General features: G+C 42.9%; 15 protein-coding genes. 9 read left to right on the forward strand and 6 right to left on the reverse strand.

The window, feature by feature from the left end; translation table 11 throughout:
* Window positions 1-272: 272 nt before the first annotated feature.
* Entirely contained in the window at window positions 273-395 is a 123-nt protein-coding gene (locus WC496_10255) for a hypothetical protein (protein ID MFA5293402.1), read from the reverse strand.
* A gap of 578 nt (window positions 396-973) precedes the next feature.
* Between WC496_10255 and WC496_10260 the strand changes: the two genes are divergently transcribed.
* On the forward strand, window positions 974-2092 hold the full coding sequence (locus tag WC496_10260) for an FRG domain-containing protein (GenBank protein MFA5293403.1): 1119 nt from the start codon (window positions 974-976) through the stop codon (window positions 2090-2092).
* 152 nt (window positions 2093-2244) lie between these two features.
* Window positions 2245-2682, forward strand: a complete 438-nt coding sequence (locus WC496_10265; GenBank protein MFA5293404.1) for a transposase — start codon at window positions 2245-2247, stop codon at window positions 2680-2682.
* Window positions 2683-2806: 124 nt separating this feature from the next.
* Here WC496_10265 and WC496_10270 read toward each other — a convergent pair whose 3' ends face one another.
* Window positions 2807-3361: an HNH endonuclease signature motif containing protein gene (locus WC496_10270; GenBank protein ID MFA5293405.1), complete on the reverse strand. Its 555-nt coding sequence runs from the start codon at window positions 3359-3361 to the stop codon at window positions 2807-2809.
* A 382-nt stretch (window positions 3362-3743) separates the two neighbouring features.
* Between WC496_10270 and WC496_10275 the strand changes: the two genes are divergently transcribed.
* The 7 genes from WC496_10275 (at window position 3744) to WC496_10305 (ending at window position 14156) form a co-directional block, all read left to right on the forward strand.
* Entirely contained in the window at window positions 3744-3938 is a 195-nt protein-coding gene (locus tag WC496_10275) for a hypothetical protein (protein MFA5293406.1), read from the forward strand.
* A gap of 105 nt (window positions 3939-4043) precedes the next feature.
* Window positions 4044-5732, forward strand: a complete 1689-nt coding sequence (locus tag WC496_10280; protein ID MFA5293407.1) for a tetratricopeptide repeat protein — start codon at window positions 4044-4046, stop codon at window positions 5730-5732.
* A gap of 4 nt (window positions 5733-5736) precedes the next feature.
* Window positions 5737-7725, forward strand: coding sequence for a tetratricopeptide repeat protein (locus tag WC496_10285; GenBank protein MFA5293408.1), 1989 nt, complete (start codon window positions 5737-5739; stop codon window positions 7723-7725).
* An 11-nt stretch (window positions 7726-7736) separates the two neighbouring features.
* On the forward strand, window positions 7737-9347 hold the full coding sequence (locus WC496_10290) for a glycosyltransferase family 39 protein (protein ID MFA5293409.1): 1611 nt from the start codon (window positions 7737-7739) through the stop codon (window positions 9345-9347).
* Between the two features lie 56 nt (window positions 9348-9403).
* The gene (gene polA / locus WC496_10295; GenBank protein MFA5293410.1) at window positions 9404-12151 is read left to right on the forward strand and encodes a DNA polymerase I; all 2748 of its coding nucleotides are present in this window, start codon (window positions 9404-9406) and stop codon (window positions 12149-12151) included.
* A 4-nt stretch (window positions 12152-12155) separates the two neighbouring features.
* Entirely contained in the window at window positions 12156-12896 is a 741-nt protein-coding gene (locus WC496_10300; protein ID MFA5293411.1) for a hypothetical protein, read from the forward strand.
* 36 nt (window positions 12897-12932) lie between these two features.
* A complete protein-coding gene (locus tag WC496_10305; protein MFA5293412.1) occupies window positions 12933-14156 on the forward strand; it encodes an MFS transporter in 1224 nt (407 codons plus the stop codon).
* Here the strand turns inward: WC496_10305 and WC496_10310 are convergent.
* From WC496_10310 to WC496_10325, 4 genes are all read right to left on the reverse strand, one after another.
* Window positions 14119-14418: a DUF503 domain-containing protein gene (locus WC496_10310; GenBank protein ID MFA5293413.1), complete on the reverse strand. Its 300-nt coding sequence runs from the start codon at window positions 14416-14418 to the stop codon at window positions 14119-14121. The genes WC496_10305 and WC496_10310 overlap by 38 nt on opposite strands.
* Window positions 14419-15354, reverse strand: a complete 936-nt coding sequence (gene xerD / locus WC496_10315) for a site-specific tyrosine recombinase XerD (GenBank protein ID MFA5293414.1) — start codon at window positions 15352-15354, stop codon at window positions 14419-14421. It lies immediately after the preceding gene.
* Between the two features lie 144 nt (window positions 15355-15498).
* Window positions 15499-16083, reverse strand: a complete 585-nt coding sequence (locus WC496_10320; protein ID MFA5293415.1) for a hypothetical protein — start codon at window positions 16081-16083, stop codon at window positions 15499-15501.
* 11 nt (window positions 16084-16094) lie between these two features.
* Window positions 16095-16970: a type II secretion system protein gene (locus WC496_10325; protein MFA5293416.1), complete on the reverse strand. Its 876-nt coding sequence runs from the start codon at window positions 16968-16970 to the stop codon at window positions 16095-16097.
* Window positions 16971-17015 lie beyond the last annotated feature (45 nt).

Below are 17015 nucleotides of genomic sequence, written 5' to 3' on the forward strand. Positions count from 1 at the left end.
ATTCTCGACGAATCTAATCGCGGGGGTCTCCGCTCCGCTTCGACAGAGACGCTATTGCTTTAAGGCGTCCCTATCGGGACTATCAAAATCAAACAAACCCCTCTTTAAAGCAAGCTTTAGCCGGGGTTGGCGTTTGATTTTCGGCCCCTAAGGGGCTTAGCCTTAAAGCAATAAAACTTCGTCAACAGGTTGATAATCAGTTTATATAACAAAAAAGCCTTCCGGATTTTTTGACCCCGGAAGGCTTTTAAATAGTAGTTTAAAAGAGCCTTTCAGGGCGCAGCACCTATGATAATGGCGATAATAATAGCGATGCGGAAGATTGGGCTGTTTGACCCATTCGGCAAGCTCAGGGCAAGAAAGCTATAAACAGATTGTTTTGAAACATTAGTCATTTGAAAATCCTTATACCAGTTATTTCGGCAAAAGTCAAGGGATGCTTAATTAGCCACTAATACACAAAGGCACAAATAAATTTAGACGCTGATTACACTGTTTTTCACCACGAAGAACGGAAGGGACACGAAGGAACGTAACCACGGATTGCACGGATGACACGGATTCCGCAGCGGCGGAACGCGGGATTTACGCTGTCAGATATTGCTTTAAGGCGTCCCGATGTGTCGGGACTGTAAATTCAAAGCTTATGCCTTACTTACAAGCAAGCTTGACGTCGGCATATCGCTTTGAATTTTTGCCACTGTGCGGCTTTCGCCTTAAAGCAACAATATCAACTGCTTTGAAGTTCTTATTTTTCTCACTATGCTCGTATGCAGTATACTGCATACGAGCATAGATGCATGGAGTTTTTTTATGGGGGAATTATAGATTGCAGATTTAGAAAGCGGGGGTATAATTTGGGGAAGAATACAGAAATCAGAACACAGGAGACAGAATACGGGAAAAACAGAAAGCAGAGGAAAATTAAAAAACAAAAAGTGCGTCATTTTTATTATCTAAAGGAATATGTTAAATGAATGGTCAATGGATAGGGAAGCATGGAGGCACTAATAGTGGCTCAATAATTGTAAATTGTGATGACAGAGGAGATTATTATGAAGGGGTCGCATATATAGGTGATTCTATATATAGCTTGCCCAGCCTTGCTGCTGTTTTTAAAACTAATAATCGAGATAATGATTTTAAGTTTCGAACGCAAGTTATTATGCCGATTAATAGATTAACAGGGGGGGTAGATAGTTGGGAAAATTGTAAGAAATTATATGCAGATGATACAATTCTTCCAAAATATGCTGATGTCAAAGGATGTTGGGATAGTGAAAGTTTAACCTTAGAGTGGACAACAGATATAGGAACAGGCGGTTTTAGCAAATTGCCTAAAACTAATGCAGATAAACCATCAGAATACAACCCAATCAATACAGATTGGATTGGCTTTAAAGAATTCGTTTCAACATTAGAGGGAAGGAGATTGTTATTCAGAGGTCAGAATAAACCGTGGAGGTTGCGAACAGCGTTTCATAGGACAGAGAGGGCAAATTTAGCTAGATTTGTAACAGAGGATATTTCAGCGTTATACAAAAATCTAAGCGCGAGGACAAAACATCTATTCAATTTGTCTGTGCCAGATGAAAATGGAGCTTTTTACAATTTGTTACAACATCATGGATATCCTACACCTTTGTTGGATTGGACGTGCTCACCTTACGTTGCAGCTTTTTTTGCCTATCGAAGCATTGATAAGAACAAAGCAAGCTTGGCTAGGGATGATGAAAAAGTAAGAATATTAGTTTTTGATTATAAGCAATGGGCCGCAGATTTAAACCAAATTCTTAGTCTGAATACAGCGGCTCTACACTTGTCTACATGTGAGTTTATTGCGATTGAGAATGAAAGAATGATACCTCAGCAATCAGTGTCCACGATTACCAATATAGATGACATAGAATCGTATATTCAATTAATAGAGAAAGAAAAAGGGAAAAGTTATTTAAAAGTTATTGATTTGCCTGTCACAGAGAGAACAAAGGTGATGCGAGAACTTAGTTTTATGGGCATTACGGCAGGATCTCTATTTCCTGGGTTGGATGGTGCTTGTGAGGAACTTAAGGAACGCTTTTTTAACTTATAATACCTCATAAAAATAGGTGGCTGTTCCTAATTATTACGGAAATTCCGGATTGTTTTTCATTGTTTAGCCCTCTCACTTTTAGTGGGGGTTCGTTTTATTTCATTTTACATTTGTTGCGCGGTTTTTTAATAATAGAACAAATGATAGGATATATGCTTACATGGACGACTTATGGCACCTGGCTGCAGGGAGACGAAAGAGGATATGCTAAAGATGGCCAGATTTTGGACAAAAACGAAACGCTTGAAGAAATAAATAAATCAAATCTTAAAAAACAACCTGTCAAGTTTAATGCCAAACAGAAAGAAATCGTTAAAGAAGCAATCATTCAGGAAGCGAAAAGAATCAATCAAAAAATATTCGCATTAATCGTATATTCAAACCATATACACCTGCTTGTCGAGAAAAATCAAAAATCAATAGAAGCAACAGTGGCGATATACAAAACGGCAGCAAGAAAGGCCCTGTATCAGACAGGCCTTGAAGGGAAAATATGGTCAAAAGGATTTGACAAAAGATTCTGTTTCAATGAACAGGAATTAAAAAACAGAATTACATATATTCTTCGGCATAATGAAACAATGAAATAAATTACTTATTCCGCCTATGGCGGAACGACGGCCCCCCAGCCCCTTCCAAAGTTTTTTCGAGGAAAAAACTTTGGAAATAACTCGGGGGTCTACACTTCGTTCCGACGCTTCGCTCCGATGGGGGCTAAACAATTTTGAATTTGTTTAAATCTGTTTCTAATAGAAACGTGCGAAAGGGTTCGTATTTAAAACTATCAAAATTCAGCGGCGCGTATTCCTCGTCGCCGGACTGCAAAACAAATTTGTCGTGGGCGTAAGCGGTCAAAATCCAATGCTCGGGACAATCAGCAGCCTCGAAATTAAATGAAACTCCATCGCCAAGTTTAAATTCCGCTCTGCAGAAGCTTCTGCCATTCTTAACGCGAACATTTACGCCAAAAAAACCTGTATTGCCGACAATTTTCTTATTTAGTGCGTTTTGCCTGTAAGTGGCAATTCGCAGGTTCTCTCTTCGATTGTCGTACCTGTCGTTATTAATGTGGTCAACGACCATTCCGGCCGGCGGATTCATAATAAAACGTGAAACCGGGACGAGTCTTGTCGGATTTTTTCCGATGCGAAGAAGGGGGTAGTTTTCACCTGAGATACGCAAACCAATGATATCGCCAACGTATTTTTTGCGACCGCGGGCAGGGCTGACATTGAATATCTGATAATAAATATCAGGGTCAACTTTCACAGTTTGGCCTGCGATAGTAAAAGTCAAAAAATCAATTGCGCTTTGCGATGACATAAATATAATGGGGAAAAATTGTGGGGTTAAAAAGATTTAATTGTTCGTTTTTTACGGTCTGCGGTGAGCATCGGCCGTAAGACATTTAATTTTAATGTTTTAAGTAAAAAGCCTTCTCTTTGTTGTTTGCTTATCAAACAATATGGGTATTTTACCATATTTTTAATGAAAATCAAGCAAAAAATTGGCCCCGCACCAATTAATTTTATCGCAGCAATGCAGGAACCTTGCCGCAACGTGCTTCGGGATTAACAAAAAGCCTTGCGATTTTTAATAGTTGTTAAAAAAGAGAATTTGCCGGACAATAGTATTTTTAAGGAGAAAAATTATGAAACCATCGGTGAATGTCGTATCGATATTTTTGTTAGTTGTTTCTATCGCGCATTTGATAAGGCTGGTTCTGCAATGGAAGGTAACAGTCAGCAGTTACGATGTTCCGTTGTGGATGAGCGCTGCGGCGTGTATTGCCACGGCGGTACTGGCGTTTTGGCTGAGGCGGGAAAATAAGCCGGCGAAGTCGTAGAGGCATTTGGGCTTTGATTTTCGGCGCCGGCAGTGTTAAACTGTTTTTCTGATAAAACTATCGGCAGGGCGATATTCGATAAGATAAAGGTGCTTCGTAAAACAGATGGATAAAACCGCAAACAAATATCAAATTCATTTGATTTATATATTACTGGCGGTGATAACTTTTGCCGCCTTCGAGCCGATACTTCATAACGGGTTCGTAAGTTTCGACGACGACGTATATATTTATGAGAATAGTCATATAACTTCCGGCCTGACGATGGAAAATATCGTCTGGGCATTTCAGAATATTCATGCCAATAATTATCATCCCGTAACGTCGCTATCTCATATGCTGGATTGCGAGCTTTACGGGACGAATCCGGCAGGTCATCATTTTACCAATCTGCTGTTTCACATAGCCAATACGCTGCTGCTGTTTTATGTTTTGAGCCAGATGACAAAAAGGGTATGGGCGAGTGCGTTTGTCGCGGCTTTGTTTGCGCTGCATCCGCTTCATGTCGAGTCTGTGGCGTGGGCATCGGAGCGTAAAGATGTGCTGAGCACTTTTTTCTGGCTACTTACGATGTGGGCGTATGTACGTTATTGCCGCGCTGCAAACCTAACCCCCGGCACAGGTCCGGGGGCTAACCGTTATTATTTATTAACGATTGTATTTTTTATTTTTGGTCTGATGTCCAAGCCGATGCTTGTAACACTTCCGTTTGTATTGTTATTGCTGGATTATTGGCCGCTGGAACGGTTTGGGAAAGTGCGGACAGGCAAATTGATTTTAGAGAAGATTCCATTTTTTATTCTTTCTGCGGTATTGAGTATTGTTACGCTCGACGTTCAGTCGAAAATGGGAATAGTAAAATCGGTTTCGAATTATCCACTGGAATGGCGGATTGAAAATGCTCTTGTATCGTATGTCATGTATATCTGGAAAATGATTTGGCCGGTCAACCTTGCGGTATTCTATCCGCATCCGAAGGGCAATATTCCTTTGTGGCAGATTACAGGGGCGATATTCGTTCTGGTGATTATAACATTGGCTGCTTTGTGGAAATTGCGTAAGCGGCCTTATATTGCGATGGGGTGGCTGTGGTTTTTGGGCACTCTTGTGCCTGTTATCGGGATATTTCAGGTTGGAATGCAGAGCCGTGCCGACAGATATACATATATTCCTTATATCGGGCTTTTTATTATAATCGCATGGGGCGTTGGCGATATTTTCGCGAGATTGCGATACCGAAAAATGATTCTGTTAGTTTCAGCAGGTATTCTGCTTTCGGCTCTTTGCGTTAAGACTTATATTCAAAATATATACTGGCATGATAATGTGACGTTATATACACACGCCATAAAAGCGGTCGAGAATAACTGGTGGGCGCATCATTTTCTGGGTAAGGCTCTTGCCAGGCAGAAGGAATTCGAAGAGGCTATCGTACAGTTCAAGGAGACTCTTCGTATCGACCCGGAAAACGCTACGGTATATCACGGTTTGGCCAAAACATATCTTGATAAAGGCGATGTAAACGAAGCTGTGAAATTATATCGGCGATTGCTTCCTCCTTTGCCTGATGATTTGAACGAACCGAGAGGCGTCGATACTTCGCGGAACGATTATCCGATACTTAGAGATTTATATGTGAGCGCGAATATAAATTTTGCACACGCATTAGTTCGGCAGGGCAATCTCGCCGAGGCTGCCAGGCATTTTAAGGAAGCACTGCGTCTTGCGCCTGACGCTGTGACGGCGCGAAAAGGACTGGAAGATATAGAAAAACAGACTGCCGGCCATAGATAAAGCAATGGATAAAACATCGAGCAAATATTGGTTTGTCTGCATCTGCCTGGCAATGACATTGGTCACGCTGGCGGTTTATTGGCAGATGTGCCAATACGATTTTGTCAACTTTGACGATTATAAATACGTAGGAGAAAATCCCCATGTCCGGTACGGATTTACGCGGGAAGGTATTAAATGGGCGTTTACGAACTTTGGATACGCAGGCAACTGGCACCCGCTGACGTGGCTTAGTCATATACTTGACTGCCAGCTTTACGGAGTTGACCCCGGCCGGCAGCATTTGACTAATTTATTCCTGCATATTGCAAATACCCTTTTGTTATTTGCTGTTTTCAGTGCAATGACCGGCACGCTTTGGCAGAGCGCCTTCGTCGCGGCACTGTTCGTATTGCATCCGATGCACGTTGAATCTGTGGCGTGGATATCGGAACGCAAGGATCTTCTCAGTACCTTGTTTTGGCTGCTGACAATGTGGGCGTATGTTAGATATTGCCACTGCGTTGCCATACCGGCAACGGCTAAACAAACCCCCACCACAGGTGTGGGGGCTAAACATTATTATTTATTAACGATTGTATTTTTTATTTTTGGGCTGCTGTCCAAACCGATGCTTGTTACTTTGCCGTTCGTTTTGCTGCTGCTTGATTACTGGCCTTTGGAGCGTTTCGGGAAACGGTCAGTCTATAACCTGATTTTGGAAAAAATACCGTTGTTTGTATTGTCGGCGGTATCGAGTGTTATTACTGTCTTTGTTCAAAAAATAATTACAGTTGACCGGCTGCCTTTTAATCTTCGCATCGCCAATGCCTTTATTTCCTATGTCAGGTACATTGGGAAAATGATTTGGCCCTGCGGACTGACATTTTTTTATCCATATCCCGGCCTGAAGATATCTTTTTTTTATGTCGCAACATCGGCTGTTCTCCTGCTGGCCGTAACAGTTCTTATAATCAGATTCGCCGGAAAACATCGTTATATAGTTACAGGCTGGTTATGGTATCTTGGAACGCTTTTTCCTGTTATCGGGCTGGTACAGGTCGGCGGCCAGGCGATGGCGGACCGCTACAGCTATATTCCTCTGACAGGTTTATTTATTATTATCGCATTCGGTCTGCCTGAATTGCTGGGGAAATTGCCGCATCGAAAAATTGTACTTTGGATTTCATCACTAATAATTTTATCCGTATTGGCCGTGTGCGCGTATTTTCAGCAGCAATACTGGAAAAATACCGCAGTACTTTGTCAGCATGCAATAAAAGTAACCAAAAATAATTATTTGGCGCATTCCTGCATGGCCGAATACTTTCTCAATCAGAAGATGTTCGATGACGCCATCATGGAAAGTCGGAAATCTCTTGAGATAAAGCCGGAAGGGCCGGAGGCTCTTAATGTTATTGGAGTTATACTCAGTCAGCAGGGCAAATCAGAAGAGGCCATCGAATATTTTGCCAAGGCTCTCCAGATAAAACCTGATTTTGCCGCTACCCACGACAATATGGGTCATGCTCTGCTCCTGCAGGGAAACCTGGACGAGGCTGCGGTACATTTTGCCGAGTCGCTGCGGCTTGACCCTGATGCCGCATTGCCGCACTATCATCTCGGGCAGGTTTTGTCCCAAAGAGGTAAAATCACTGATGCTGTCATACACTTCGAAAAGGCGATTCGGCTTAAACCTTACTGGTTCGAACCGATGAATGATTTGGCATGGATTCTGTCTGTCAATAAAGACGCTGCGATTCGTAATCCTGTCAGGGCGGTCGGGCTTGCGCGGCGAGCCTGCGAACTTACTAATTACGAAAATCCCGGCATATTGGATACTCTGGCGGCCGCTTATGCCTCTGCAGGCAACTTTAGTATGGCCATAGAAACTTCTATGAATGCTCTGAAGCTATGTAAATCGCCTCGGCAGGACATATTTAAAAAGGAAATTGAAAGCCGGCTGGTTTTATATAGAGCAGGCGAGTCTTTTATCGAAACAAACGCTGAATAAAGAGGTTAACAATGAAAAATATTATCAATAATCATAGGCTTATAGCTGTCGGCTTATTGGTAATAGTATTATTTATCGCTGCTATCCGTATTCGGCTTTTAAGTATCCCTTTGGAACGCGACGAAGGGGAGTATGCCTATATCGCACAAATGATGCTTAAAGGTGTGCCTCCTTTTATTTCAGCTTATAGTATGAAACTGCCCGGCATTTACGCCGTTTATGCACTTATTTTTCTGGTTTTCGGCCAGTCGGCTTCGGCAATCCATTTCGGCCTGCTGATAGCCAACATAGCGGCAATTATTTTAATCTTTTTACTGACAAGACGGTTATTCGATGATATCTCCGCTTTTATAGCGGCTTGTTCTTATGCAGTTGTGTCCCTGGCCAGACCGGTTCTTGGATTATCCGCCAATGCCGAGCATTTTGTACTGCTGCCTGTTCTGACAGGTTTTATCCTGTTGCTTCAATTTATCGAACGACGGCGATTATGGGTTTTATTTTTCACGGCGCTGCTGTTCGGCCTGGCATTTATTATCAAACAGCATGCGATTTTTTTCGGCATCTTCGCTGCTTTTTATTTGCTGTATTCCGATTTCCACTGCGAACCTTTTCGATGGAAAAACCTGATTGCCGGTCAGATTGTTTTTGCTGCCGGAGCAGTAATACCTTTTGTTGTAACTTGTTTTATTTTTTGGCGAGCGGGCGTCTTTGACAAGTTCCTGTTTTGGACATTCATTTATGCCGGTAAATACGCAAGTGTAACCCCATTGCAATTCGCTCCGGGGATTTTCTTTCATTATTTTTCAGATGTTTTCAAATTTTCAATACCCATATGGATTTTTGCCCTGTCGGGGTTGTTTCGGATTTTTTATAACAGCAGCCTGCGTAAATTTATTCCTTTTATATCTGGTTTACTGTTTTTTTCATTCCTTTCCATTTGCCCGGGTTTCTATTTTCGTTCTCATTATTTCATTTTTCTTTTACCTGTGACAGTAATCCTGTCAAGCCTGGGGTTCCTGGGATTTTGTGTTTGGATAAAAGGTCGTCTGCCCAGGCCGCTATATGGTCTGATTGCTGTTATTGCCGGGTTTATCTTAATCGGATATGCGTTATTTGAACAGCGAATGTATTTGTTTGACGGTAATTCAGCTAAAGTATGCCGATTGATTTACAAAGCCAATCCATTCCTGGAATCGCAGAAAATTGCTGAATTCATTACCGCCAATTCCGACTCAAACGATACTATTGCCGTTATCGGGTCTGAGCCCCAGATTTATTTTTACTCCCGCCGTAAATCCGCAACCCGATATATTTATACATATCCTTTAATGGAACCGCATGATTATGCCGCTTCAATGCAGAAGGAAATGATGAAAGAAATTGAATCAGCAAAACCGAAATTCCTTGTCTTTGTCAATATTCAGGCGTCCTGGCTTGTCAAGAAGGATTCCATAACGACTATTTTAAAATGGTTCGAGTCGTATAGCGGCGAATATTACGATGTTGTCGGCGTAACAGTATTGCTGCCTAATGAGCAGTCTATTTACCGGTGGCAGGTGCAGGCTCGCGATTATAGACCTTCGACTGATACCTGGCTTGCAGTATGTGAACGCAAACAATAATAACAATTCCATAATTCATTTGACATAACCGCTGAAAAGGAAATATAGTCTTTTAAATGTCTGAAAAACCAAAAACACTCTATATAATCGACGGCCACGCTCATATCTATGCGGCGTTTTACGCGCCAATGAGCCAGCAACTGGTCAGCTCGACCGGCGAACCCACCAAGGCGACCTATATTTTTACCAATATGATTTTGAGACTTCTGGAAAGTAAAAAGCCGGATATGCTCGTCGTCGCGATGGATTCCAAAGAGCCGAGCTTCCGGAGGGAAATCTATCGGGAATACAAGGCGCACAGGCCGCCTATGCCGGACGAAATGCCGGTGCAGATAAATCGAATCGAACAGATACTCGAAGCGATGAATATTCCCATCATCCGCGAAAGCACCTTCGAGGCTGACGATATAATCGGTACACTTGCCGCAAAGGCGGTAAAGGCCGGTATCGATACTTATATCTGCTCCAAAGACAAGGATATGCTCCAGCTTCTTGAAATCGGCGTTCGTATATACGATATCAAAACAGATGCTGTAACCGACGCGAAATCATTTACACAGGAAACCGGCCTTGAGCCGAGGCAGTTTATCGACATTCTGGCTCTGCAGGGCGATGCGGCGGATAATGTGCCGGGCGTTCCGGATGTCGGGCCGAAGACCGCCCTTGAATGGATAAAACAATATGGTTCGCTCGAAAATCTGTACGAACACGCCGATGAAATTAAGGGCAAACGGGGCGACAACCTGCGGAATTCGAAAGACATCGCATACCTGAGCAAAAAACTTGTTACGATTAATTGCGAAATGCCGGTAAAACTTGACGAAAAGACTTTTGCAGTTAAGGAATTCGACAAGGGAAAACTTGCCGCTGTTTTTACAGAACTCGGCTTTAACAGGCTTTTAAGCCAAATGGGTCTGTCCGCCGGCGAGCAAAAAGTGAAAGTGGATAAAGAAAAGCCGCCGGTAAAAGTTTCCAGCCCGGACGGTTTCGATACGATAAAAACCGTAGAGCATAAATATACATTAATAGATACGCCTGAAAAACTTGACGGCTTTGTTTTGGATCTTAAAAAACAAAAACTTTTTGTACTCGATACCGAAACTACCTCGATATCGGCTCATCGTGCCGAACTTGTGGGAATAAGTTTCTGCTGGGAGCTGCATAACGCGTATTATCTTGCGGTGAAGGGACCGATGGGTGCAAAATTTATGGGGCTGCAGGCTGTCAGAGAAAAATTGGCAGATATTTTCGCTGATGAGGAGGCCAAAAAAGTCTGTCAGAACGCAAAATACGATATGATAGTCCTGGCAAATGCCGGTATGCCAGTTAAGGGTCTTGTTTTCGATACGATGATAGCTTCTTATGTACTCGATGCCGAAAGGAGCCATTCGCTCGATAATATGGCGATGGATTTTTTGTCTTATCGTAAAATTCCGACTTCCGACCTGATAGGCAAAGGCAAAAATCAAATAAGTTTTGATATTGTAGATACGGCACTTGCCTGCGATTATTCCGGCGAAGACGCGGATGAAACATTCCAGCTTTACCAGTATCTAAGCGAAAAACTTGAAAAAGAGCCGAAACTGAAAAAACTCTTCGAAGAGATGGAAATGCCTCTTGTCGATGTTCTGACAAAAATGGAACTTAACGGCGTAAAACTCGATGTGCCGATTCTTAAAAAACTGTCGGTTGAGATAGACAACCTGCTTGACGAGACGACAAAGAAAATTTACAGCCTTGCCGGCGGGAAGTTCAATGTCGATTCGCCGAAACAGCTTGCCGAAATACTTTTTAATCGGCTGGGTCTGCAATCTCTCCGCAGCGGCAAAACCGGCCCAAGCACCGATGCCGATGTTCTCGATGAATTGGCCGGCGAGCATCCGATTATCGAACAGATACTCCAGCATCGGCAACTGAGCAAACTTAAAAACACCTATACCGACAAACTTGGTTCGCTCATAAGCAGCCGAACCGGCAGGCTGCACGCAAGCTTCAACCAGACAATAACCGCGACCGGCCGATTGAGCTCATCCGACCCGAATCTGCAAAATATTCCCATCAGAACTGAAATAGGCAAAAAGATTCGCGCAGCGTTTGTGCCGGAGAAAAAGGACGATAAAATTATCAGCCTCGATTATTCACAAATTGAACTTCGTGTGCTGGCGCATTTTTCAGATGATAAAGCCATGATAAAGGCATTTGAAGAGGATAAGGACATTCACAGCTTCGTCGCTTCGCAGATTTATAATGTCGATATTAAAGAAGTAACATCTGATATGCGGTCGAGATGCAAGGCGGTTAATTTCGGCCTTATTTACGGCCAGGGCGCCTTCGGCCTGAGTAAAACAACGGGTATGAATGTCGCGGAGGCTAAAAAATTCATTGACGACTATTTCACCAAATATAATTCTATACAGCAGTTTAAAAAAGAAGCTATAGAGACGGCAAAAACAATCGGCTATGCTGAAACCATCTGCGGCAGAAGGAGAAACATTACCGGCCTCGAAAGCAAAAACGGCAATGTGAGGTCGCAGGCTGAAAGGCTGGTTATAAATACGCTGATTCAGGGTTCTGCCGCAGATTTGATAAAAATAGCGATGATACGAATTCAAAAAAGGATTGAAAAAGAAAAACTGCCTGCGAAAATGATTCTGCAGATTCACGACGAGCTTGTTTTCGAGGCGGACGGCAAAGAAGCGGAAAATCTCGCGAAAATTTTCGGCAGGGAAATGACAGGTGCGATAAAACTGAACGTACCGATGAAAGTCGATACGACAATCGGTAAAAGCTGGCTGGCGGAGTAAAATTATGAAAAAATACAGATGGCAGATAGTTTTGGGAATATCATTAGTCGCGCTTTCGGCGATTTTGTACTATATTCATTTTCTTATTTTCCGCGATGCGCATCATATTTATATATATCTTCTGGGCGATATAGCTTTTATACCGGTGGAGGTGCTGCTTGTTACCCTGATAATTCATAATCTGCTCAGTATTCGTGAAAAGAAAAACAAGATGGCGAAACTGAATATGGTTATAGGCGCCTTTTTCAGCGATACTGGCACGAAACTTGCCGAAAAGTTTTTCGAGCTTGACCCTGACGCCGAACAGATACGCGGCCAGCTTGTGATAAAAGACGACTGGACGAGTGAAAAATTCGCCTCGGCGGTCAGCCATCTGCGAAAACACGAATATAATATGCAGATTGACCGGGCGGACCTCGAAGAGTTCAGGACATATCTGCTTGGCAAAAGAAGTTTTTTAATGCGGCTGCTCGAAAATCAGAATCTGCTCGAACATGACAGGTTCAGCAATATGCTCTGGGCGGTTTTTCACCTTACCGAAGAGCTGGTTCACAGGCAGAGCCTGAAGGATTTGCCGGAAAACGATAAAAAACATCTGCTCGGCGATATGAAAAGGGTGTATAAGGCGATTATTTTCGAATGGATCGAATATACAAAACATCTGAAAAAGAATTATCCGTATCTGTTCAGTCTTGCGATGCGGACAAATCCGTTTAACCCTGACGCTTCGATATATGTTCCCTGAAAAAAAGCTGATTAGTTTTCTGCGAAGATAAATTCCATGCATCAATTATTTAAAGATAAAAATTTTCTGCGATTATGCCTTGCGGCATTTTTTATGAGTTCCTGCCTTCAACTGGTTCAGATTGTTATGCCTTTTGTCGCCAAGTCACTGGGCGGCAGCGATACCGAAGTCGGACTTTGTTTTATGGGGCAGATGGGCGTTTATGTAATTTTCTGCATAATGGCTTATTTTATCGTTGAAAAATTTAAGCCGAGAAGAGTGTTGTGGGTTAGCGCAGCCGGTCAGGCCGTGATTGTATGCGGAATTTTAGGGGTCATCTGGCTGGGCAAAGATACCCCTTTGGCCGTAACGCCTGTAATGCAATTGGTTTTTCTTATGTCGATGATTGGCATTGTGACGGCGTTTTACTGGCCTGTGCTGATGGGATGGATTTCGACAGGACACGAAGGGGCGGAACTCACAAAACGGCTGGGATTTTACAATGTGACATGGGGCTCGGCAAATATGCTCCTGCCGATTGTCGGCGGGTACCTGATGGAAATAAATTATATCCTTCCTGTAACCGCGGCAGTTATCGTTACGATATTATGTATAATGGCCGTTTCCACTACTACCTGCATCAGCGAAATTCCAATAAAGAAATCAGAGGATTTACCGGTTTTTATAAACGATATAAATCAAAATGAGAAAAGTCAATTTCTCTGGATATCGCGAGTAGCGATGTTCGCCAATTTTATATGTGCAGGCATATTCAGAAGCCAGCTCGGCATATATTATAAATTTGAACTCGGATTTACCGAATCAGTTTACGGCTGGGCAATATCGCTGATGTGCCTTTTTAACGTTGTTGTTTTTTATATGATGGGCAGAAGTTACTGGTGGCATTATAAAAAGGGAATGTTTGTCGCATCGCAGTTTTTAATAGTGATTTGTATGATGACGATTATTTTTTCACACAATATTGTCGTACAGCTTCTGGCGGCGGGTATGACCGGAATCACTTACGGCATAACTTACAGCTCTCACCAATATTACGGCGTTTCAGGCGGCAAAAATCGTGCAGGCAGAATGGCGATTCATGAGATAATTCTCGGCACCGGCTTTGCCGCAGGTTCGCTGCTGGGCGGAATGATTAGCGACAGTTTCGGCAGGCATTTTCCTTACTGGTTCGGCTGCGGGATTATGGCTGCGTTTGGAATTTTTCAGGTGATTCTGTGGTTTTCTATTGGAATTCTTCAAAAGCAGAAACGTCTTTCCTGACGTCGCCGACATAAAATCTGCCGTCGTTATATATAAAATTCAAAATCGTATCAAGCTGACTGACGGTAAAAGTCCTGTCGTTTGACACCACGGCCAAACCTATAATGGCCATTTGCCTGTTGTCGAGCCTGTCAATCTCAGCGGCTGAAACATTAAACCGGCTTTTCAGTCTTTCGATAAGACTTTTTACAATTCTTCTTTTGTCCTTCAGGGTCATTACTCCCTGAAGATGTATGCAAATTCTCGCGGTGCCGGTGAACATTTATCCTCTCGGATGGAATTTTTTGTGGATGCTCCGCAACCTTTCCTGGTCAACGTGCGTATAAATCTGCGTTGTGGCTATATCGACATGGCCGAGCATCTCCTGAACGCTTCGCAAATCAGCTCCGCCGCTCAGCAGGTGGGTGGCGAAACAATGACGTAAAGTATGCGTCGTCATCTGTCTCGACAGGCCCGCCCGGCAGGCATATTTTTTTACAATCCGCCAGATTTCAATCCTGCTTAAGGCTTTGCCTGTTCGCGATAGAAAAAGAAAATCGCCGCTGACAGGCTTTATTAGTTTAGGTCTTAATTGCTCAAGATATTGCTCAATCGCGGCTGTCGCGGCTTTATTAAGAGGAACGACTCTTTCTTTATGGCCTTTGCCAAGGCATCTTATATAGCCGATTTTTAAATTAGCATCACTGACCTTAAGCCCGGCCACTTCGCTGGCTCTTGTGCCGGTAGCGTAAAGCACTTCGAGCAGGGCACGGTCCCGGTGATAATAAGGCTCTTTTTCATCGGGACAGTCCATCAGTTTTGTAACCTGGTTTTTACTGCAGATGACAGGAAGTTTCTGCCATAGTTTTGGGCTTTCAAGAAAAATTGTTAAATCGTCTTTGACGTGTCCCATCATTTTGCAAAAACGCATAAACATTTTTATCGCGACTACCGAACGGTTTATCGATGCCTCTGCTTTGCTCTGCCGGCCAAGAGTTTTTGCGTAATCGTAAAATATAGTGGTGGTAATTTTGTCAGGCTGTTCGACACCTTTTGAGAGGCAAAAAGCGGTAAAATCTTTCAAATCCCGCCCGTAGCCGAGGATGGTGTTATCGCTCAGGCCCGCTTCGACGGTCAGGTAATTCAGAAAAGCCAGAACTACCTTGCCGAGCAATTCTGTTTCCAGTTTAGCGTTCAAATTTTGTACCTGTGTCGACATTTTGCCTCAATAGCCCGATAAAAAACGGCTTTTTCGCTTAATTTCAAGATATCGTTTCATTGCCTTTAGTTTTTTCGTCAAAAATATATCTTTTACCTTAATAATTTTGGGGCGACCGAGAAATGAATATATCAAACAACTGCATCACTTTGGCGGATAATAATCAGGAATTTTTCCTTTTTCATTTGCGCGGGAAGCCTGTTCTAAAATAGCCTGGCCCTCATTACTATCGGCTAAAAACCATGAGTCATCCTCAAGTCTGCGAACAAATCTATTATTATTTAACTGTCGAATCATTTCTTTGGTTACATTGTCTTTTGAATTTTTTAAAAGTGAGATTATTTCTTTGCCTTGCGGCGTGTATTTTTCTAAAAAGCCGATAAAAAGCTCAGAATCATTCGGGTCGCTGAAGTAGGTGAATACGTATGCCTTGACGCCTGCCGGCTCGCCGTCAGGAAGTTTGCCGGAAGGTGCATCGATAGGCGGAATCCTGTCGTCATTTCTTATAAAAAGTTCATTCGTATTCAGGTCGTAGAACCATGCTTTATGAGATTGCATAATCGGCGGACTGGAAGGTATTAACAGTGTTATCACAATCAGTAAAAAGATAACAGCAGAGACAATACTTATGCCAATGATTATCTTCGGATTATTATTAATCCATTTTCTGATGCCCAGTTTTTCGAGGCGTTCTTCAATATCATACCAGATGTATTTCCAGTTTGGCATATTGTCGCTCCTTAATAGCCTTCGTTAAAACCCTTTTTACCTTTTAATAGTTCAATCATATATTCTAAATCAGGATTATCAGCCGATGCGTCTATCTCGTTCTGTCGGGTTGTTTCGTCATCAGCTAATTTAACAGTTCGCTGGTCTTTATATCTCCAGTAGCTGCAATGACCATCGGCAAAAGAAAGATTGCTTCCGCTGTTATGTCTTGCCGTAATAATATTACATGGTACGCCGTCGCCGTTTCTGTAGAATTTCCACTGGAGACCTGTTGGGCTCTCCGTCAAAGGCCAAAAAAGGCCACACAGCCAATAATCGTCTCTGGCACCTCGAAGTCCGCCGTCTGCATCAGTAAACACCATTTTTTCTGATGGCCTTGTAATTCCAGAAAGATTTGAAAAAGTGCTGATAATATTTACGTCATCCATCCATCGTTTATATGGGTAGCCCATAGTTGCGGGTATCGCATAATCCCGCAAACGTCCCGGACGGCGGTTTGCTGTTGGATAGTTCCAGGAACTTTGGCATTCATAAAGTTTTACAGACTGCGTATAATGCCACAGAACTCCGTCTTTAATAGCTGTCTCTGTGCCGCCTATCCAATTATCGGGCAAAGCCGGACCATCAACAACCCAGCATGAAGCTGTCAGGCATCCTGTATCGGGCGAACAAAGCCTGTCGCGATTGTCCATAGCGTACAAATTCCACGCAAGTGTCAGTTGTCTAAGATTTGAAGCGCAAACAACGCGTCTGCCTGACTCTCTTGTCCGGGTAAGGGAAGGCATCAGTATCGACATCAGCATTGAGATGATGGACATAACCACAAGCAGTTCAACTAATGTAAACCCGGTTGTGCCGGCGATTCTAAAATCCTCTTTTTGCGACATAAATTATCCCATGATTTTTATGCTCATTTGTTAGACCTCACTGCC

The organism is Phycisphaerae bacterium (genome assembly GCA_041652575.1).
Taxonomy (GTDB): Bacteria; Planctomycetota; Phycisphaerae; order Sedimentisphaerales; family UBA12454; genus UBA12454.